At 68.0% G+C, this 20217-nt stretch carries 11 protein-coding genes; 2 read left to right on the plus strand and 9 right to left on the minus strand.

Annotated elements, in window-relative coordinates:
- Positions 1-37 precede the first annotated feature (37 nt).
- Positions 38-1630 (minus strand): methionine--tRNA ligase, encoded by a 1593-nt coding sequence (gene metG, locus ASG45_RS15225; protein ID WP_055839705.1) that lies wholly within the window; start codon positions 1628-1630, stop codon positions 38-40.
- Between the two features lie 47 nt (positions 1631-1677).
- Positions 1678-2496, minus strand: a complete 819-nt coding sequence (rsmI, locus tag ASG45_RS15230; protein ID WP_055839708.1) for a 16S rRNA (cytidine(1402)-2'-O)-methyltransferase — start codon at positions 2494-2496, stop codon at positions 1678-1680.
- A 23-nt stretch (positions 2497-2519) separates the two neighbouring features.
- Here rsmI and ASG45_RS15235 point away from each other — a divergent pair, with 23 nt between their 5' ends.
- Together ASG45_RS15235 and ASG45_RS15240 are read left to right on the plus strand one after the other, a co-directional pair.
- Complete coding sequence (locus ASG45_RS15235) at positions 2520-4091, plus strand: dolichyl-phosphate-mannose--protein mannosyltransferase (RefSeq protein ID WP_082516657.1); 1572 nt, start codon at positions 2520-2522, stop codon at positions 4089-4091.
- A gap of 1 nt (position 4092) precedes the next feature.
- Positions 4093-4854 carry an AAA family ATPase gene (locus tag ASG45_RS15240; protein WP_055839714.1) on the plus strand — a complete coding sequence of 254 codons (762 nt, stop codon included), beginning with the start codon at positions 4093-4095 and terminating at the stop codon, positions 4852-4854.
- A 1991-nt stretch (positions 4855-6845) separates the two neighbouring features.
- Here ASG45_RS15240 and ASG45_RS15245 read toward each other — a convergent pair.
- The 7 genes from ASG45_RS15245 to ASG45_RS15280 all read right to left on the minus strand — a co-directional run bounded on the left by ASG45_RS15245 (position 6846) and on the right by ASG45_RS15280 (position 20174).
- Positions 6846-7037: a hypothetical protein gene (locus ASG45_RS15245; protein WP_055839717.1), complete on the minus strand. Its 192-nt coding sequence runs from the start codon at positions 7035-7037 to the stop codon at positions 6846-6848.
- Positions 7034-7321 (minus strand): hypothetical protein, encoded by a 288-nt coding sequence (locus ASG45_RS15250; RefSeq protein WP_055839720.1) that lies wholly within the window; start codon positions 7319-7321, stop codon positions 7034-7036. Before ASG45_RS15250 ends, ASG45_RS15245 begins: the two co-directional genes overlap by 4 nt.
- Positions 7322-8255: 934 nt before the next feature.
- On the minus strand, positions 8256-15029 hold the full coding sequence (locus ASG45_RS15260) for a PA14 domain-containing protein (protein ID WP_055839726.1): 6774 nt from the start codon (positions 15027-15029) through the stop codon (positions 8256-8258).
- A 223-nt stretch (positions 15030-15252) separates the two neighbouring features.
- Positions 15253-16221 (minus strand): NAD-dependent epimerase/dehydratase family protein, encoded by a 969-nt coding sequence (locus ASG45_RS15265; RefSeq protein WP_055839729.1) that lies wholly within the window; start codon positions 16219-16221, stop codon positions 15253-15255.
- Complete coding sequence (locus tag ASG45_RS15270; RefSeq protein ID WP_055839731.1) at positions 16218-17228, minus strand: GDP-mannose 4,6-dehydratase; 1011 nt, start codon at positions 17226-17228, stop codon at positions 16218-16220. Before ASG45_RS15270 ends, ASG45_RS15265 begins: the two co-directional genes overlap by 4 nt.
- A 284-nt stretch (positions 17229-17512) precedes the next feature.
- A complete protein-coding gene (locus tag ASG45_RS15275) occupies positions 17513-19336 on the minus strand; it encodes a thioredoxin domain-containing protein (RefSeq protein WP_055839734.1) in 1824 nt (607 codons plus the stop codon).
- Position 19337: 1 nt separating this feature from the next.
- A complete protein-coding gene (locus tag ASG45_RS15280) occupies positions 19338-20174 on the minus strand; it encodes an aldo/keto reductase (protein WP_055839737.1) in 837 nt (278 codons plus the stop codon).
- Positions 20175-20217: the final 43 nt, after the last annotated feature.

A 20217-nucleotide genomic window follows, 5' to 3' on the forward strand; every position in this document is an offset into this window, starting at 1 on the left:
GGGGCGGACCCTTCGACCGGCTCAGGGGTCACGGGCGTCACGCCTGCTCGACGCGCGGGAACAGCGGCGACAGGCCGGCGACCGACGTCCCGGCCTGCAGCACGCCCCAGGCTCCCGCTTCGCGGAGGGGCTGATCGCGCACGCCGCCCAGGCTCTCGGCGGCACCGAGGGCGGTCCACAGCTTGTCGGTCGCGACGGGCATGACGGGCGACAACAGCACCGCGAGGGCGCGCAGTCCCTCGGCGGCGGTGTACAGCACGGTGCCGAGGCGCTCGCGCTTCGCCTCGTCCTTCGCCAGCGCCCACGGCTCGTTCTCGGTGATGTAGCCGTTGAGCGCGTCGACGATCGTCCAGATCGCCTGGATCGCCTCGTCGATGCGGAACCGCTCCACGGCCGCGTCGGCGGAGGCCGCGGCATCCGCCACGATCCGCTGGATGGCGAGATCGCCCTCGGCGTACTCGCCGGCCGGGGGCACGATCCCTGCGAAGTACTTCTCGATCATCGCGATGGTGCGGGATGCCAGGTTGCCGAAGCCGTTGGCGAGTTCGGCCTGGTAGCGGGCCGACAGGTCTTCCCACGAGAAGGAGCCGTCCTGGCCGAAGGCGATCGCGGAGAGGAAGTAGAAGCGGTACGCGTCGGAGCCGAAGACGTCGGTGATCTCGGTGGGCGCGATGCCGGTGAGCTTGGACTTCGACATCTTCTCGCCGCCGACGAGCAGCCAGCCGTGCGCGAAGACCCCGCGGGGCACGTCGAGGCCGGCGGCCATCAGCATGGCCGGCCAGATGACGGCGTGGAAGCGCAGGATGTCTTTGCCGACGACGTGGAAGGCGGGCCAGCGGCGGGCGAACTCCTCGGTGACCTCTCCGGTGACCGGGTCGGTACCGTAGCCGACGGCGGTGGCGTAGTTGAGCAGCGCATCGACCCACACGTAGATGACGTGTGAGGGGTCCCACGGAACCGTGATGCCCCAGTCGAAGGCCGAGCGCGAGATCGACAGGTCTTTCAGACCGCTGCGCACGAACGACACGACCTCGTTGCGCGCCGACTCGGGGCGCACGAAGTCGGGCTCGGTCTTGTACAGCTCGAGCAGGCGGTCCTGGAACTCGCTGAGCTTGAAGAAGTAGTTCTTCTCCTGCAGCAGCTCGAGGGGCTTCGAGTGGATCACGCAGACCTTGAGCCCCTCGAACGGTCCGGTCCCGTCGACGATCTCGGCCTCGGGCTTGAACTCCTCGCAACCCACGCAGTACAGGGCCTCGTACTCGCCCGCGTAGATGTAGCCGCGGTCGAAGAGTGCCTGCACGAACTGCTGCACGCGCTCCTCGTGACGGGGCTGCGTCGTGCGGATGAAGTCGTCGTTGGCGACGTCGAGGGTCTCGAGCAGCGGGAACCACGATTCGGTGACGAGCTTGTCGACCCACTCCTGCGGGGTCACGCCGTTGGCGGCGGCCGCGCGCAGCATCTTCTGGCCGTGCTCGTCGGTGCCCGTGAGCATCCAGGTGTCGTCGCCCGCCTGGCGGTGCCAGCGCGCGAGCGTGTCGACGGCGACGGTCGTGTACCCGTGCCCGATGTGGGGCAGATCGCTGGGGTAGTAGATCGGCGTCGTGATGTAGAAGGATCGGCCGGAAGTCACCTGAGGATTCTACGGGGGCGCGCCGACGCGCCCGACCGCGTGACGGGTCAGCGTTTGACGGCCAGTCCCGCCTGGTACAGCTCGCGCGAGGAGTGGCCGGTCAACGACGCCACCTCGGCCGCGGCCTCTTTGAGTCGCGTGCCGCCGCGCACGAGTTCGAGCACCTGGGTCACGGCATCCGGGAACGCGACCTCGCGCGCACTGGCGCCGCCCACGACGATCGCGATCTCCCCGCGCACGCCCTCGGCCGCCCAGGCGGCGAGTTCGGCGAGGGTTCCGCGCTTGACCTCTTCGTACAGCTTGGTGAGCTCGCGGCAGACCGCCGCGGGGCGATCCGCGCCGAAGGTGGCGGCGAGGTCGTCGAGAGTGGATGCCAGCCGCGACGGCGACTCGAAGAACACCAGGGTGCGTTCCTCCGACGCCAGCTGCGCGAAGGCGCGACGCCGGTCGCCGGGCTTGCGGCGGGGGAACCCCTCGAAGGCGAAGCGGTCGGTGGGGAGTCCCGCCACCGCGAGGGCGGTGACGACCGCACTCGGACCGGGCAGGGCGGTGACCGTGACGCCGGCGGCGGCCGCCGCGGCGACCAGACCGAAACCGGGGTCGCTGACGGTGGGCATGCCCGCGTCGCTCAGCACGAGGAGGTCGTCGACGCGCGCGAGCTCGACGAGTTCGGCGGCGCGCTCCTTCTCGTTGTGATCGTGCAGCGCGATCAGGCGAGGACGGTTCTCGACGCCGAGGCCGGCCATGAGCCGCTGGGTGGTGCGCGTGTCTTCCGCCGCCACGACGGTGGCGTTCTCGAGCGCTTCGATGAGACGCCGCGAGGCGTCACCCAGGTTGCCGATGGGCGTCGCCGCGAGGATGATCACCGTTCCACCTTATGCTGGGGGCCGTGAGCACCGTCGGCCCTCCTCTGCTGGCCCCGATCGAGCGAACGCGACTCGACCGGTGGCGTGACGCGATGCTCCTCGATCCCCGGGGTCTGCGCGTGTGGCGATGGCTGGCTCCCGCCCTCGTCACCGTCGTGGCGGCCGTGCTGCGTCTGATCGACCTCGGCAATCCGCACCAGCTCGTGTTCGACGAGACCTACTACGTGAAGGACTCGTGGAGCCAGTGGGTGCTCGGGTACCCCTCGACGTGGCCCGAGGGCGCCGACGCCAGCTTCGCCGCCGGTGACACCGACGTCTTCACCGGCATCGGCAGCTACGTCGTGCACCCCCCGCTCGGACGCATCCTGCTCGGCGCCGGCATGGCGGTGCTCGGCCCCGACTCCGCGACCGGATGGCGCCTCTCGGCCGCGGTCTTCGGCACGGCCACGGTGCTGCTGATCTACCTGTTCGCGCGGACGCTCACGCGATCCATTCCGCTGGCGACCGTGGCATCCGGTCTCTTCGCCATCGACGGCCTCGGCATCGTGCTGAGCCGCATCGCGCTGCTCGACATCTTTCTCACGTTCTTCGTCGTGCTGACGTTCTGGTTCGTCGCCCTCGATCACCGGCGCACCGGCGATCGTCTGGCCCGTCTCGTCGCGGCGCGCGAGGGCGGTCCTCCCCGGTGGGGGCCGATCCTCTGGAACCGCCCCTGGCTGCTCGCCGCGGGTGCCGCAGCGGGAGCAGCGACCGGCGTGAAGTGGTCGGGCCTGTACGTGCTCGCCGGGGTCGGGATCTACGCCGTCGTCACCGACGCGCTCGCGCGCCGCCGCGCGGGTGTCGTGCAGTGGCCGGTGGATGCCGTGCGCCAGGGCCTCGCCTCGTTCGTGCTGCTCGTTCCGGTCGCCGCCGTCGTGTACCTCGCGAGCTGGTCGGGCTGGTTGTTCACCTCGGGCGGGTACATGCGCGGCCTCGCGGCGTCGGCGAGCGGGTTCTGGTCGTGGGTGCCGCAGCCCCTGCAGAACCTGTGGGCCTATCACCAGGCGATGTACAACTTCCACGTCGGGCTCGTCACCCCGCACAGCTACGCCAGCCCCGCCTGGCAGTGGCCGTTGCTCATTCGCCCGACGTCGATGTATTGGCACCAAGACGACTTCGGGGTGAACGGCTGCGCCCTGCCGGACGGCTGCACCGAGGCGATCTCGAGCCTCGCGAACCCGCTCATCTGGTGGGCCGGGGTCGCGGCATCCGTGTATCTGCTCGTGCGGTTCGTCATCGCGCGGGACTGGCGCCATGCGCTGGTGCTGACGGGGCTCGCCGCCACCTACGTGCCGTGGCTGCTGTACCCCGAGCGCACCATCTTCCAGTTCTACACGGTGGCGATGCTGCCGTTCCTGGTGCTCGCGCTCGCGTTCGCCCTGCGTGACATCGCCCAGGGGACGCGCGGCATGTCGCGCGCGGGCGGTCAGGGTGTCGTGCTCGTCTTCGTGGTGGTGTGCGTGGGGATCTCGGTGTTCTGGTACCCCGTGTGGGCGGGGCTGCCGGTGCCGTACGAGTTCTGGCGCCTGCACAACTGGCTGCCCACCTGGATCTGACGTGAGCCGCGGCGACGAGTGGCTGCACGACCCGCGGCCGGTGCAGCGGGTGAAGCTGTTCCGCGATGCCCCCGTCGACCACACCGCGTGGCCGGCGACCGTGCCGGCGGTGGCGCAGTTTCTCGAGGTCGCGGCGGGCGACGGGTGGGAGTTCGGTCCCGGCGTCACTTTTCTCGTCGGCGAGAACGGTTCGGGCAAGTCCACCCTCATCGAGGGCATCGCCGAGGCCGCCGGGCTTCCCGCCGAGGGGGGCTCGACGAACGGCGGCACCGAGACCCGCCGCAGCGAAAGCGCCCTCGGCGAGTGGCTGCGTATCGAGCGCAGCCCCCGCGCGCCGCGCTGGGGCTTCTTCTTACGCGCCGAGACCATGCACGGCTACTACTCGTGGCGCGAAGAACTGGGCGGCCCGGCGCCGAGCCTGCATGAGATGAGCCACGGCGAGTCGTTCAACGCCCTGCTCGACGAAGCCCTCGACCACGAGCACTACGTTGCGGGCCTCGCGTGCCTCGACGAGCCCGAGGCGGCCCTGTCGTTCTCGTCGACGCTGCGCTGGCTCGCGTCGCTCGACCGCATGCGCTCACGCGGAACGCAGGTCATCTGCGCCACCCACTCCCCCGTGCTCGCCGCCCTGCCGGGCGCGACGATCCTCGAGCTCGGCGAGTGGGGCATTCGCGAGAGCGCGTGGGAAGACCTGGAACTGGTGCGACTGCACCGGGGGTTTCTGGACGCGCCGGGACGGTATCTGCGGCATCTGCTGGAGTGAACGAGTGGGTTCAGCCCCGATACCCCACGAGGCAGGCCTCTGGCGGACTCCCGATCCGCTCAGTCGACGAGCATCGTCGTCATCGCCAGGCGGAGATTGCCTCTGGTCGTGACGCAGGATGACCGACGACCATCGGAGCAACAAGCGCGGCTACGGAGTTGTCCGGCCTTCGCCGGAACTCCACTCGATTTATCGGTAATCGTCGCTTGGGGCTCCATCCCTGGCCGGGTGGACAAACGTCATTCGCGCACCCTTGGGTACCGCATCACTGGGCTATTCATACTGTGATCGACGTCGCCTCGGACCCTCGCCCGCTCCCACATCCAGCCCAAGCCAGCGATTTACCCGCTCTGCCTCCGCACGCGCGGAGCCAAGGGACGTGAGAGAACCATCTAAAACAAAAAGGTTGTCCTGAGTTTCGAGCTGCACGACCCCACTCTGCAAGGATCGGCTCACAACGGGCCAGCAAAGAATGTAGAACCACCCTTCTTCTAACACCCCCGTCGCTCGCCTTATGGAGCTACGCAAGTAGGAGCGTGTCCGCCACCACGAACGAGCCACCAGCATCTCGCTCTCAAGAAAGACTCCTACCCACCAAACACGCAGCCACGCCCAAACAAGACCCACGATCACAGGAAATACAGGAAGGATCAACAACAAAATCTCCTCAATGGGTCGTCCAATGCTTGCAATCAGAGCCCCTATCGGAAACCAAATCAAAATCAACGTCATCACGAAAAGGCGAAAGACGCGGCCGTTCCTTGTTCTTCGATCGATACTCATTACCGCAACAACTTTCACTCAGTAGTATCGAATTTTGCCTTGTCGACTACCTCGAGCGTAGGTGTTCACCGGTGCAGCACGTTTCCCGGGAGCCTGAGGCCGTGATCGTCTCTGCAAGACGTCCTGACCAACGCGCGATCGTATTGGCAGGCCTCAGACTTGCCCTTGTACAGGCGCCCGCGACGATCGCGCCGGGGGCTTCTGGACGCGCCAGGACGGCATCTGCGGCGTTTACCTGAGAAGGGGATACCGCGGACACGTTGTCGTTGTCCACCTAGCCTTGGCAGAGCCGTCCGCCTGGTACGCCGTCCACAACGCCTGCGCTCACTGCAAAGGATCGAAGTCCGAGCGTGTCAATGCAATCCCCGCGGCCTCCCGGATTCGACGAGCGACCGCTCGGACGGTTACTTGCCTTCCGATGGTTCCGGGAAAATCGCGCGCCTCGCCCTTCACTCGGATCTTCACAACCGCCACTGCACCCGCAAGGGGCAGCCAACCGATCGATCCCCACGAGAACATGCCGGCGTACCGAACTATAGAAACTCCTTCGATCTCAGCCAGAAGCATGACCGATGTTCGGAACCAGCCACGAACAATGACCGATTCCGAAGTTAGCCAAACACCCATGAACCACGGACGAACCAACCAGAAGACCGTGACGAGAAGCAGCCAGAGTGCGGATTTCGTCCCCGGCAAGCTCCAGTCATACGTGAGCATTGGCGCGCTGAATGCCGCCGCAAAAAGGCACCCTCCGACGCGAGCCCCGCGGGCAGAACCTGGTATGCGCTCAATATACATAGGCCCGCATCCATCCTCCGCTACGCTTTGTTGCTTGCGTACCAAAAACGTTCACTCGCCAACCGGTTACCAACGGACGTACGGCGTCACCCATCCCGTTGTCGGCAACGTTGAACACCGCGGTTAGTGGTACTTCTAGTTGTGTGCGAACAGTGCGGGAGATCGGCCGCACTTCGACGCGGGTCGTTACTCGGCCAAGCTGTGCGATCGCTCGGGCCCCCACTGTTGCCTGAAGCGTGGAGGCGGCAGCTTTGAAGACGGCCTTCATGCCTATGCTTCCCGCGACCGCGCCTGCGGCGGAGACAGCTGCGTCGCCGAGCCGTCCCTGCGCCACATAGGCCAAGGTCTCCACGACTCCGCAGGCAGCGCCCACTAGTCCTGGGACGAACCCGCACGCGAACAACGCTGCCTTACCAGCCGGTGAGTCGGTAATCGTTCCTCCCGATGAGATAGGTCGGCCAGAAATAGTCGTTATCGACGCCGCCCTCCACCGGATCGACCTGCAAGAACCGACCCAACGCGGAGACATAAACGCGGACGCCCGTCTCGACGATCAGCTCGGTCGCACCACCGTCGCCGGCGATAGATGCGTAAAGCGTCAATCATCCTCCCGCATGATGGGCTCAAAATTGAACGCTCTGGCAAATGCAAGCTCATCTAGCCGAGAAGTTCGTGACGTAATGAAGAGGGCAAATCCACTCACAACAGTTTCTAGCCTCATGTCATCCATCTCAAGGGAAATATGGCTAATGTCCATCTCGGGGTAGCGTTCATTGAAGTGACCGTGAAGGAGCGGAACGGCCTCCTCGGGCGCGGCCGCCAGGAGCAGGAAGAACCGTTCTTCTGTGAAACCCTCCTTTGACGCCCCATCTGGCCCAAAATCCATAAAGCGTGATGGTCGGAACTTCGATAAGGCGCGCGGCGTACATCTGCTGCCGCTTTGAGAACGGCCCAAACCACTCGCGTGGCCGGATTGCAGGGACTCCAAATGGAATGCCGCGCCTCATTGTCTGCACCGTTGACGGTACATCATCAACGAGGGAGAAAAACCGGCGAGAAAAAGTTTCTGAGATTAGTTCATCGGTTCCTACAGACACCGATCCACGACCGACGCACATTGCCCGAGTGTTGTATTCAGCAAGTATTCGTGGGAGACCATTCCGTTCCCCGTCGAAGATGAGAGAGAGGCTGTGCTTCCGGCGCAGCCGACCACCAGTCCAGTGCAAGATTAGATAAACGTAACGCCGATCCGAGATTGTCGCGTCGAATCCCTGCATCTGCACGACCCTTTGCAGGGCGTTAATTTCTTCAGCAAACACTATTTGCAGCTCCATCTCTGGCCGGGCGGGCAGTGCCCGTACCGGCTGCGATACCGCGATATGTATCGGAGCAACAAGCGCGGCCACGGACCGGCACCTCGGTGCACCCTGATGTAACTCCCTCGCACAGTCTCAATTAGTAAGTTGACCAAGGGTTCGCTACATCCGGCATAGCGATCCTTTCCCTGGGCTCCTCGAAATAATGTCGAACCAGTTCCTGCTCACGATCCTTAGGGGCAAGTTCAAAGGACATGCTTCGAGAGAAGCTATCGACCCAATCGCAGATCTCATGAATCGAGCCCCAAGTGACTATCACGTCAGTCTCGACGCCACCCATGGTCGCCACCTCGGGACTGAATGTTACCTCGACCAGGAATTCCGAGGCCGACCTACGCTCGAGGACAAACAGTGCAAAAAAAGGGTCTTCGCCGCGAACCATGACCAGTGCACGACTCGATCGCTGAAGCCTCTGCCAGATGTTGGGCATTCAACCCTCCGTTATCAATAGTAAACGTGAAAATTCTGCTTCACTTTATTCCGCCCGTAATTCCACTTCGTCCGCCCTTCGCTCGCCAAGTAATGAGGCCCGCGGACCCATCGACCAGACTTGCCAGTTTGCATTGGGGTTCCGTGGCTGGACGTCCTCGGCGTTGCACTCCGCCCCTTCCAAAGCCCTGCCGCCCATCGTGCGGACCGCGCCGTCGCAATCATCTGGCCAGCAGCGCCTGGGACCCCCCGCGTGTAGAGAGATGCTCGACGCACGATCTGAACAGCTTTAACCACATCAGCGGCAACCTTGGCCACCCGTATGGCCACTGAGGCAACCTTCAAGGCCGCTCCGACAAGCTGGCCCCCGGGCACGAACATGAGGGCCACCGACGCGACATCCAGGACGGTGAGCCAGTCGACCGCAAACTTCCCGCTGAGGTCATTCTTCCCGACCGGGTCCGTGGGCCAGACGTAGTCGTTATCGACGCCGCCCTCCACCGGGTCCACCTGCAAGAACCGACCCAACGCCGGTACATACAGGCGGGCGCCCATCTCGACGATCAGCGCCGTCTCCAACGCTTCGGTCAGCTTCTGCGCCCCTTGGAACCACCCCGTCGTCCCGTTCACTGCGCCCGATTCATTGGCCGCCCCCGTACCCAGCGCGAGCGTGTCGGCGTCGAGGGGCTGACCGAACGGGTCATACAGCTGCACGCCGGACGCCGACGAACCATCCCCCGTCGTCACCGTGTGCCCCTGCAAGGACGGATACGACCACGTCGCCGTGCCCGATGTGGGAACGTCGACCGTCACCCCACCGGGCAGTGACAGGAACACCACCGCCGTGGTGTCCCCCGATACCACTGCCCACGGGCTGTCCCCCGCACCGGCGTAGATGTAGCGAGAGGTCACCTTCGGTGCATCACCGGCCGGATCCACGGACCGCGACACCACCCGGCCCGACGCATCCCGTACCAGCGACACCGTGGACCCGGCATACGTCCTCGTCCCGACATGGCGGTTGTCTGCGTCGTACGAGAACAACAGGTTCGACAGACGCGTCGTGTTGCCGCGGAGGTCGTACGTGATCTCGTCGGCGTTGAATCCGTCAGCGATCTGTGACGCCCCAGGGCCCGCACCCCACACCGGGTTCGACAACAGGCGGTCGGCCCAGTCGTAGCAGTACTCCGCCGTCATCACAGCCGTCTGCGATGACCCCGGCGCCGTGTATCGATCGACGTATCGCGTGCGGTTACCCGATGCACCCGCGGAGGTGTTCGGCCCGCACCCACCCGACAACGCGAACTCATACGACAACTCATGACCGGGAATCTTCGCGGAGACGAGACGTCCTGCCGCGTCGTAGCCGTAGGTGGAGTCGAACGACTGCCCGTCTTGCGAGATGCTCTCGCGCACGATCCGACCCGCGACCGACCGGGTCACCTCATCGGTGATCGAGGCCGCTGAGGGGAACGACCACGTCTGCGACCCGATCGTGCCGCGCGTGTCGTCCCACGACACTCCGAGCGCCGACCCACCCAGGTACGACACCTGCGCGAGGCGCTGCTTCGCATCGAACGACGACGCCGCATACACCTGCCCGTCGAACGTCACCGTCGTCGTCTTACCGTCGCGGTCGTAGGCGAACGCCGTCGTCGACGAGGCGATGCCGGGACCGGCCGTCGTCACGTGCAGCACGCGGCCGGTGAGCGATTCGTAGACCGGCGTCGTGACGACACCCCACACGTCGGTGTACGCGACAACGCGCCCGAGCAGGTCGGTGGTTGTCGTCGTCGCCGACGTGAGCGACCCGGGCACGGGGGTTCCGGTCACCGTGACCGAGAGTCCCGCGGGCGTCGGCGAGTAGGCCGTCGTGACCGTGTCGGTTGCGACATCATCCCCGCCCGCCGAAACCTCCTTCACCGTGCGCCCGCGGGCGTCGACCGTCGTGCACGACCACGCCTCGTCGCCGGTGACCCGCGTGCCGGCCGCACGACCCATCACGTCGTACACGTACGACGTCACGATCGCGGGGCCGCTGGCGGGTGCCGGCCCCGTCGAGGATTTCAGCATCCCGAACTGGTGCGTGCCCGCGGGGACGCCGCAGGTGTCTTCCGACAGCTGCTCGGCGTCGCCGTAGTAGGCGCGCGTGGTGCTCTTGGCATCCGTGATCGAACCGGACGCCGCCGCGGCCGGCAGTGCCTTCGATTTCTGACGCAGCCATCCGGCGCCGTTCACCGTCTCGGACACCGCGGTGCTCTTCAACGCCAGACCGCCGGGGTCGACCGTGGAGGCCGACACCTGTCCGACGACGGGGTCTTGATACGTCGTCTCGGTAACGATCGACGGGGCCGCCGCACCCGCGACCGACGTGGAATCGTCCACCGTCGAGCGGGTCACGAGCCCGTAGTCGGGGCGCAGTTGACTTCCGGGCACGGCCTGGAACGACCCCGCCCCCGGCGGCTTCCACTGCAGGTCGACGCGCGCGCCGCCCGCGTTCTCGTAGTACTCCACCCGCACACGGCGCACGTCCCCCTCGCCCACCGTGAACGCGACGCTGTCGGCGGCCGTCGGCCCCTGATCCACCCAGCGGTCGATCATCAGGACGTCGTCGAGCCAGACACGCGAGCCGTCGTCGGTGCTGGTCCGCAGCTGATACGTCCCGGACTGAGGGAACGTGATCAGACCGGTCGCACGCAGAGAGAAGTTGTCGCTCGACACCGTCCCCGCGATCGGCGAGCCCCCACCCCAGTCCTTCTCGAACGTCCCGTCCGCCGGACCCACACCCAGGGCGTACGCGTCGGGTTTGCCCGAGAGCTTGCGCGTGTTCGAGTAGTACGCGACCTGCAGGCCATTCAGCCCGCCGTCGTACACGGTTCCGGTCGACGACGGCACGACACCGCAGCCCGCCGCCTCCGCCGGCCGATCGACCGGCCGCCCATCAATGCGGAAGCATGCCGCGGGCGCCGCGCCGTAGGCTGCGACCACCCGATCGGTGCGGTCGTACACCTTCGTCGACACCAGGCCCGCGGCATCGGTGATGCGCCGCACGAGGTCTTTCGCAGCATCCCATTCCTGGCTCGTCGACACCCCCATCGCGCTCGTGGATGCCGTCTGCCGCCACGCCGCGTCATAGGTGACCGTCTGAGAGACCCCCGCCAGACCCGACACAGCCACCGTCGTACGTCCGTCACCGTACGAAAACGTGCGCGCCGGACGCTCGGCTGCCGTGACGCCATCCGGCGCCGGGAGCGTCACCCCCGTGGCGCGCGTGCCGTCGTAGATGATCGACGTCGACGCGGGATCGTTCACCCCCGCCGCGGCAGGGACGGGGACGCTGTCATTGGCCGTGGCATCCCGGATCTGGCTCAGCAAGCCGCCGGCAGTGTCGTATCCGAACAGCGTCAGCTCGTCGCCGGGATCGAGGATGGCCGCGAGCTGTCCGTTGACGTTGTAGAACAGCTGCGATTGCGACCCGTCGGGGTACGAGATCCGGCACAGCATGTCGACCGGTGCCTTCGCGTAGCCCGCGCTCGATCGCTCGGAGCACGACGAGCGGTCCCCGTTCTGGTAGCCGAACACGACCTTGCGCGTGTACTGACCGCCGCTCTGCGACACCGGATCGACCACCTCGGTGGTCACCCCGTTGGCATCGAGAATCGACTGCGGTGCGGCGGCCTTACGAACGTCTTCGGGCGGCGTGGCCGAGGCCACGCGCCCCTCTTTGGTGAAGTGATAGACCGTGCCGTCTTCGTCGGTGAGCACGACCCAGCCGTTGCCGTCCAACGAGAGCACGCCGTACTCGCCGTCGGGAGCCTTGTATCCCCCCGCGGCGATCTTGACGTACGTGTGCGTCTTGCCCGTGACGTCGGTCAGCACGACCGAGGCGTCGGTGAGCTGCGCCAGAACCCATGACGAGGCGGCACCCGCCAACGGCACCGAGGCGCCCCACCCCTGCGGAAGCGTCGAGACGCGCTTCGTGAACCAGTCGGGCGGGACGTTCACCCGCATGGGCGAAGACGCGCCGTCGTGCGTGTACTCGACCCACAGGTCGACCTGCGACAGCCCCACCTGCTCGTAGTACTCGACCTGAATCGGCTTCGCTCCTCCGGCCACGGTGACCGGCGACCCGCTCGCCGTCGTCATGGTGCCGCCGTCCCACCGGTCGATCACCCGTCGCCCGTCGTACGTGACGCGAACTCCGTCGTCGTGAGTGGCTCCGAAGCGAAGAGACTTCCCCACCAACTCCGACGGCACCGTGAGAAACCCCGTCCACCGGGCCAGGAAATGATCCGCTGGGACGGCCTCTGCCGGTGCCCCCAGGCCCCACCGGAACGACACGGCGGGATCGGTTCGCACCATGATCGCCGTCTTGTCGGTGAAGGTGTACCCGCTCGGTGCTGTCGGTGGCGCCCCTCCCGCACGGGCATCGAAGTATTCGCCGACGAGACCCCGATTGGCGCCCGGGACCTCCTGCGAGTTGTACGTGAACGACATCCCCATCGCACCCCCGAGGGTCTGCACGGTCGGGGACGCGAACGAGACGTTCACGTTGCCATTGGCGAGGTTCGTCGTCACCGCGCCGGCGGAGTCGTACGGAGACGGCCCCGACGCTCCGAGGCGGAGGTCGGTGCGCAGCCGACGCACCCAGCCGTTCTCGGTGTTCGTGTCCTGTCCATCGTTGGTGGTGACCGTCCACGAGTACACGCCGCCGTCTTGCAGGGTTCCCGGCGGGACGGTCCACGAGGCGATCCCGTTCTCGGCCGTGATCCAGCCGGACGTCACCACGGCTCCCGATCGCGCGTCCTGACCCGTCGCGATCTTGAACTGGTACCTCATCGAGCCGCCGACCCCGTCCGTGTCGGCGACGGCTCCGACGCGCAGGCTCGGGGTCACCGTCGTCACCGTGGTAGGCGTCTCGGTGACCGCGCTGCCCGGCGCCGCCGTCGCGGCATCCGGAAGCGGCACGTTGTTCGTCGTGAAGCTGTACACGGGCGATTGGCGTTGCGTCGATTGGCCCCACAGACCGTTGAGATCGTCGACGACCGAGACGCGCCAGTAGTACGTCGTGCCCGTGCGCAAGACACCAGAGGGCACTTGATACTGCGTACCACCCTCCCACCCGCGCCCGGCGACGAGTTTCGTCATACCCGGGTCGGTGGCGAGCTCGAAAGCGTACTGCTGCGTGCGGTTGCCGGGGTTGTACGCGTTCAGGCCGAGCACCGGCGTCAGCGATACGCCGCCACCCCCGTCGGCGGGACCCCAGCCGCCGACGGACGGGTAGTTCCACGACTCCACCCACAGGGCGGACTGCACACGCTTCAGCGAGTACGACGAGCCCTCCCAGCCGCCGATCATGAACGCCGGGCGGTCTCCGATGCGCAGGTTGCTCGCGAGCCGGGCCACGATACCGTCGCCCTCGACCTCAGCCCAGTCGGTCGCCAGGTTGAAATAACCGAGGTGGGATCCCATCGCGTTGTACGAGAAGCCGCTCGCATGCTGGACCCATCCCTGCTGCCACGACGTCGTACCCTGACCGTCGTATCCCACCGCCATGTTGGCGGCCACGATGAACTGCCCGGGCAGGTGTCCGTAGTCGTACGAGACCACCGAGCGCCAGTACCGGTTCCCGTTGCCCTCGCGCGTATTGCCGATCATCTGCGCGCCATGCCACACGGTTCCGTCGGACTTGTACGCGGTCGCGCCGTTGGGCGTCATCACCGTCGGGTCGATACGCACCGGGTACACACGCGCGGGGTCGCGCAACCACTCGCGGTCGGCGCGCAGGGTGTACCGCCACGACCCGTCGCTCGCCTTCCACAGCGCGACCTTCAGGGCCACCTCGGCGTCGCCCGACTCGCCCTCGACGCCACTGGAGTCGGTGGCGATCGGGGTGGGGATCATCAGTACCTCGGCGCCCGATGCGTCGGTGAACACGACGGAGTCCGCCTCGCCGAGCGCCGGGGTGAGCGAACCGGCATCGATACGCCAGGTCCACGACGGCCGAGACGCGGGAGCGGCATCGAGCACGAGCGACTCCTTGACCCCGCCCGGCTCGACGCGGTACTCGAGGTCGGCACCGCCCGCCACGTCTTGGTAGGTGAGCTCCTCCCAGTCGTCCCACCACCAGAACGGGGCGGCGACCTCGCCGGGCTCCGCGCCGACGAGAGCGAACGAGACGTCGTGGCCCTCGCGCGAGACCGTCACCGAGGGGGCTTCGTCGGCGCCTCCCCGGAAGACGGGAGCCAACGGGTGGTCGTCGACGGTCCAGTCCGCGCCGTCGCGCGACACCGACGTGTTCACATCGACCCACGTTCCGTCGTCCTGCCGCGCCCGCTCGGGCGTGGACGACACCCGAGTGACGGTCGAGCCCGTGCCGCTGACGTACCGCGTGGTGTCCTCGCCCTCATCGACCGGGCTCAGACCGGAGGTGGGGACGCGGCGTCGCTCCCACTCGTCTACGGCAGCGCCCACGGGCGGCGGTTCGATCGCGGGCACCGCCGCCGGCTCGGCGCCGTCTGCCACGTCGGTGCTCGCCGGAATGGTGAAAGACCCGTCGGGAAGCGCCGGGGGCGGTGAGGGCTCGTCGGACGCCGCCAGCGCCGGAGCGTCAGCGGTCGAGGGCGCGGCCGCGGAAACGACCACACGTGAGACCGCCATCGCCGCGTCGAAGGGAACGGCCGTCCCCACCATCAACACCATCGTGGCGACGATCGAACCGGGCCAGAGACGTGAAGAGAGGAACATGCCCACCCCCGAAGGTGCCGCCGACGTGGCGGTGAACGTCACCCGAGGACTCAGGTTGCGCCGAGGTTAGGCATCAGGCTTTGTCAGGTTCGCGCTGCTTCCGCGTCATTCCGCGGCTCGAACAACCGCACTTCACCCGCGCGACGGGAGATCGGCGTTCTTCGCTCGCCCGCTCTTCCCCCGCGGCGGACACAGGAACGGCCCGCCGCGCGAGGAGAGGCCGCCGGCCCCACGGCGTCCGACGCCCGCCGACGTGCAGTCCGGCTCAGGCGCTCCGCAGCGCCGATGCGTCGGACGGCGGCCACGCTGCGCCCGCCCCATCGAGGCTCACGACGGCGTCGGCGATGCTCGTCTCGAAGGCGAAGAGCGGTTGCCATCCGGTCTCGGCGCGCAACCGAGACGCGTCACCGCGGATCGATGCCGGGTCGGAGGGACGGATGCGATCGGGATCGACGCGCAGCGGGGGGATCTCGCGCCCCACGGCGGCGCAGATCGCGTCGACGACGTCGCGGCCGGAACGAGCCACACCCGAGGCGACGTTGTACAGCGAATGGGTCAAGGCCGGCGCGTCGGCGAGAGCGAGATAGGCGCGGGCGACGTCGCGGACGTCGGAGTAGTCACGGCGAGTGTCGAGGTTACCGACGGTCAGCGGCTCACCGGGGGCGGATGCCGTGAGCTGGCGCGCCAGGTCGGGCACCAGGAAGCCGGGACCCTGCCCGGGACCGAAGTGGTTGAACGGTCGCGCCACCACCGCGTCGAGTCCGCGCGCGCGATAGAACGCGATCTGGTTCTCGACGAGGATCTTGCTGACGACGTAGGGCGACGAGAATCCGATCGGCGAGGACTCATCGCGCACCGACTCGCCGGCGGAGGCCGCGTAGACCGCGCCGGAGCTGACGGCCACGATGCGCCCACCGCCGCCGGAACGCAGCGCCGCCTCGCAGAGCACGGTCGTCATCGCGCTGTTGTCGGCGATGTACTGCTGCGGCCGGTCGAACGACGCACCGACGGCGGCGAGACCGGCCAAGTGCACGATGGCGGCGTCCGACGGCGCCGACGCCGGCCACTCGTGCCGCAGGTCGACCCCCGCATAGCCGTCGAGCGCCTGCTCGATCCCGGATGCCGCCCGCTCGGTGCGGCCGATACCGAACACCGACCATCCGGCCTCGGCGGCCGCTCTCGCCAGGTGACCGCCGACGAAACCGCCGACGCCCGTGATGACGAGGCGTTTCATCCCGCGGCGACCGGCGCGGCGCTGAGGGCCAGGTCGTGCGCGACCATGCGACGCGTCATCTCGGGGAGGTCTACGCGGCGACGCCAGTTGAGCACGCTCTCGGCCTTGGCCGGGTCGCCGAGCAGCACGTCGACCTCTGCGGGTCGGAAGAACGCCGGGTTCTGAACGACGTAGGGGCGCCACTCGTCGATGCCCGCCGCGGCAAACGCCAGCGTGAGGAAGTCCTCGATCGAATGGGTCTCGCCCGTGGCGAGCACGAAGTCGTCGGGCTGGTCGTGCTGCAGCATGCGCCACATGCCCTCGACGAAGTCGCCCGCGTATCCCCAGTCGCGCCGCGGCGTGAGGTCACCGAGTTCGAGGTGGGACTGGCGGCCGGTCACGATGCCCGCGACGGCGTCGGTGATCTTACGGGTGACGAACTCGACGCCCCGTCGCTCGCCCTCGTGGTTGAACAGGATGCCGCACGAGACGAACATCCCGTAGCTCTCGCGGTAGTTCGTCGCCGCCCAGTGGCCGAACAACTTGGCGACGCCGTAGGGGCTCCGGGGGTGGAAGGTCGACTGCTCGGTGTATCCGGTCGCGGGGCGGTTGTAGTCGAGACCGCCGAACATCTCGGAGGTGGACGCCTGATAGACGCGCGTCGACCCCGCACGTCCCGCCAGGCGCACCGCCTCGAGCACGTGGAGCACACCCTTGCCCGTGACCTCGGCGGTGAGGAGCGGGTTGTGGAAGGAGTACCCGACGTGGCTCACCGCACCGAGGTTGTACAGCTCGTCGGGCTGGCTCACCTCGACGGCGCGGATGAGGGACGTGAGGTCGGTGAGGTCGCCCTCGATGAGGGTGACGGCGGGGAACTCGAGCGCGAACGCGTCGCGACGCGGGTTGCGCTGCCCACGGACGAGACCGAAGACGTCGTACCCCTTCTGCAGGAGCAGCTCGGTCAGGTGTCCCCCGTCTTGACCCGTCACTCCGGTGATGAGAGCTCGGGGCGGCGTGTTCGTGGTCATGGGCGGGTCCTCTTCTGCCGGATCGGGGGCGCCGGACAGGGCGCACTGCCGAGATCCTGTGCCCACCGCGCCGAACGCCTTGGGCGTGCCCGCGCCGCTCGCCCCGGGTGAAGAACGTCATACCCGCCCGATGCCGCGGCGGTTGCGCCCGGAGGCGAGGGACCGCTCGGGCGCTGTTCATCCGGGCTCTCACCCGGCGTCGGACGGCCCGCGGACCACCGCGCGGGGGTCGGAACGCACCGGCCGCGCGCAGCAGGGAAACGCGCGGAGAGGGCGGACCCGCCTCAGACCAGTCGCGCCGGATCCGTCGTCGGCAACGCGCACGTGAACGCGCGGCAGTCGTACGCCGTCGCCTCGCCGGCCAGGGCGCTCTTGCCTACGAACAGCTCGAAGCCCGCCGCGGCGAAGGCTGCGGCCTGTGCCGGCGACACGACGACCACCACGTCGGCGGCGACGCGGCGCGCCGCGTCGGCGATCTCGGCATCCGAGTCTCCGACCACGACCACCTGGCGCGGGGTGGCGGCGAGTCCGAGGGCCACCTCGAGGATCGCGCCGTGCGCGAGCGGCGCGGCGAGAGCCGCGTCGGCGGCCACGCGCACCAGCGTGTCGGCGGCTTCGCGATAGCGCTCCCCCGCGCCCAGACGCCACAGGTCGAGAGCGGCGGCGGCGAACACGGACGGGCCCGAGGGAGCGGCTCCGTCGCTGGGCACCCCGCGCGGCTGCATCCCCTGCGCGGTCAGCACGGGATCCCCGCCGCCGGGGGGAGCGATGCCGTCGTCGCCGAGGCACAGATCGATCAACGCGCGGGCCCGCTCGGCGTAGGCCACCTCGCCGGTCGCGCGGGCGAGGGCGAGCAGACCGCGGGCGAAGCCGCCGTAGTCCTCGAGCGTCGCGGACGCGGCGGAGCGGATCTCGTCGAGCGAGGCGCGGCGGAGCGTCCCGTCGTCGGCGACGTTGTTCTCGAGCACGGCGTCGGCGGCCCAGCGGGCGGCCTCGACGGAACGGGGGTCGGTGCGCGTGCCCGCGGCGGCGAGCGCGGCGATGGCGTGGCCGTTCCAGCCGGTGACGACCTTGGCGTCCAACGCCGGAGGAGCCAGCCCCGCCCGCTGTTCGGCGGACGCGCGGTAGTAGCCGCCCTCGTTGCGCGCGCCGTCGATGATCGACTCGGAGTCCTGGGCCGCGGCGATCCCCCCGGAGGGGAGTTGGAGCACGTCGACCAGGAAGCGCGCGGCGTCGGTGGCGGTGACCTCGTCTCGCGCGGCGAGCGCGACCTCGACGAGGCCCGCGTTGTCGGTGAGCATGCGCTCGAAGTGGGGCACGCTCCAGTCGCGGCGCGTGGCGTAGCGGAAGAAGCCGCCGTCGATCGTGTCGTGCATCTCGGAGTCGCGCATCGCCGCCAGGGCACGGGATGCCACCGGTGCGGCCTCGGGGGCGGCGTCGACGAGCGCGGGGTGCTGCAGGAATCGCAGCACCGGGGTGTTGGGGAACTTCGGCGTCTCGAACGCCGGGCCCGCTGCGAAACCGGAGTACTCGCGGTCCTCGCGTGCGGCGACGGTGCGGGCGGCCGCCGCGAGCTGGTCGAGCGTGGGCGGCGCGTCTGCGGCATCGGTCGCCGCGGCGGCGAGCGCGTCGCGCAGCGAGGAGCCGGTGGCATCCACCTCGTCTCGCCGCAGGGTCCACGCTTCGCGCACCGCGGCGAGCACCTGGCGGAACGACGGCTGCGGGGGGCGGGGAGCGGGAGGGAAGTACGTGCCGGCGTAGAAGACGCGCCCCTCGGGAGAGGCGAACACCGTCAACGGCCACCCCAGATGGGGAGTGAAGGCGGAGGCGGCGTCGAGGTAGGCGGCGTCGACGTCGGGATGCTCCTCGCGGTCGACCTTGATCGACACGAAGCCGTCATCGAGGACGGCAGCGGTCTCGGCATCCTGAAAAGACTCGCGCGCCATGACGTGGCACCAGTGACAGGTGCTGTACCCGATCGAGATCATCACGGGCACGTCGCGGCGCGCAGCCTCGGCGAACGCCTCGGGCCCCCAGGGGAACCACGAGACGGGATTGTCGGCATGGGCCCGCAGATACGGGCTCGAGGCGTTCGCCAGGCGGTTCAGATCAGTTCACCTCGTCGGGGTGCGAGCCCACGCGGCCCGAGCCGTCGCCCGGGTCGACCTGGTCGATCGCGGCCATCTCGTCGGCGGTGAGCTCGAAGTCGAACAGGTCGAAGTTCTCTTCGAGGCGCTCGCGGCGCACCGACTTGGGGAACACGATGAAGCCGTGCTGGATGTGCCAGCGCAGCACCGCCTGGGCGGGCGACTTTCCGTGGGCTTCGGCGGCATTCTTGACCGCGGGCAGCTCGAACAGGTCGTACTTGCCCTGGCCGAGGGGGCCCCACGACTCGATGTGCATGTCGTGCTCGGCGCCCCACGCGGCGATCTCGCGCTGGCTGAGGGCGGGGTGCAGCTCGATCTGGTTCACCACGGGGGTGACACCGGTCTCGGCGACGATGCGGTCGAGGTGCGGCACCAGGAAGTTCGAGACGCCGATCGAGCGGGTCTTGCCCGCCTCGCGGATCTCGATGAGCTTCCGCCACGCGTTGAGGTAGTTGTCGGCCTGCGGGGTCGGCCAGTGCACGAGGTAGAGGTCGACCGCGTCGAGTCCCAGCTTCTGAAGGCTCTCGTCGATCGCGGCGTGCGGGTCGTCGCCGTCGTGGCGCGAGTTCCAGAGCTTGGTGGTGACGAAGAGCTCGTCGCGCGGGATGCCGCTGGCGGCGATGGCCGCACCGACGCCCTCTTCGTTCTTGTAGATCGCCGCGGTGTCGATGTGGCGGTAGCCGACCTCGAGGGCCTCGGTCACCGCGCGTTCGGCGTCGTCGGCGGGGACGAGGAACACGCCGTAGCCGAGCTGGGGGATGGAGTTTCCGTCATTGAGCTGCACAGAGGGAACGGTCATGGCATCCACCCTAGGAGGCGCCTCCGACATCGGATCCGGGGGT

Source organism: Microbacterium sp. Leaf436 (assembly GCF_001424715.1).
In the GTDB taxonomy this organism is placed as follows: Bacteria; Actinomycetota; Actinomycetes; order Actinomycetales; family Microbacteriaceae; genus Microbacterium.

Excerpts from the sequence above, each read along its gene's own strand:
- ASG45_RS15250 (WP_055839720.1), bottom strand. The coding sequence starts at position 7,321 with ATGGATTTTGGGCCAGATGGGGCGTCAAAGGAGGGTTTCACAGAAGAA.
- ASG45_RS15265 (WP_055839729.1), bottom strand. The coding sequence starts at position 16,221 with ATGAAACGCCTCGTCATCACGGGCGTCGGCGGTTTCGTCGGCGGTCAC.
- ASG45_RS15270 (WP_055839731.1), bottom strand. The coding sequence starts at position 17,228 with ATGACCACGAACACGCCGCCCCGAGCTCTCATCACCGGAGTGACGGGT.
- ASG45_RS15280 (WP_055839737.1), bottom strand. The coding sequence starts at position 20,174 with ATGACCGTTCCCTCTGTGCAGCTCAATGACGGAAACTCCATCCCCCAG.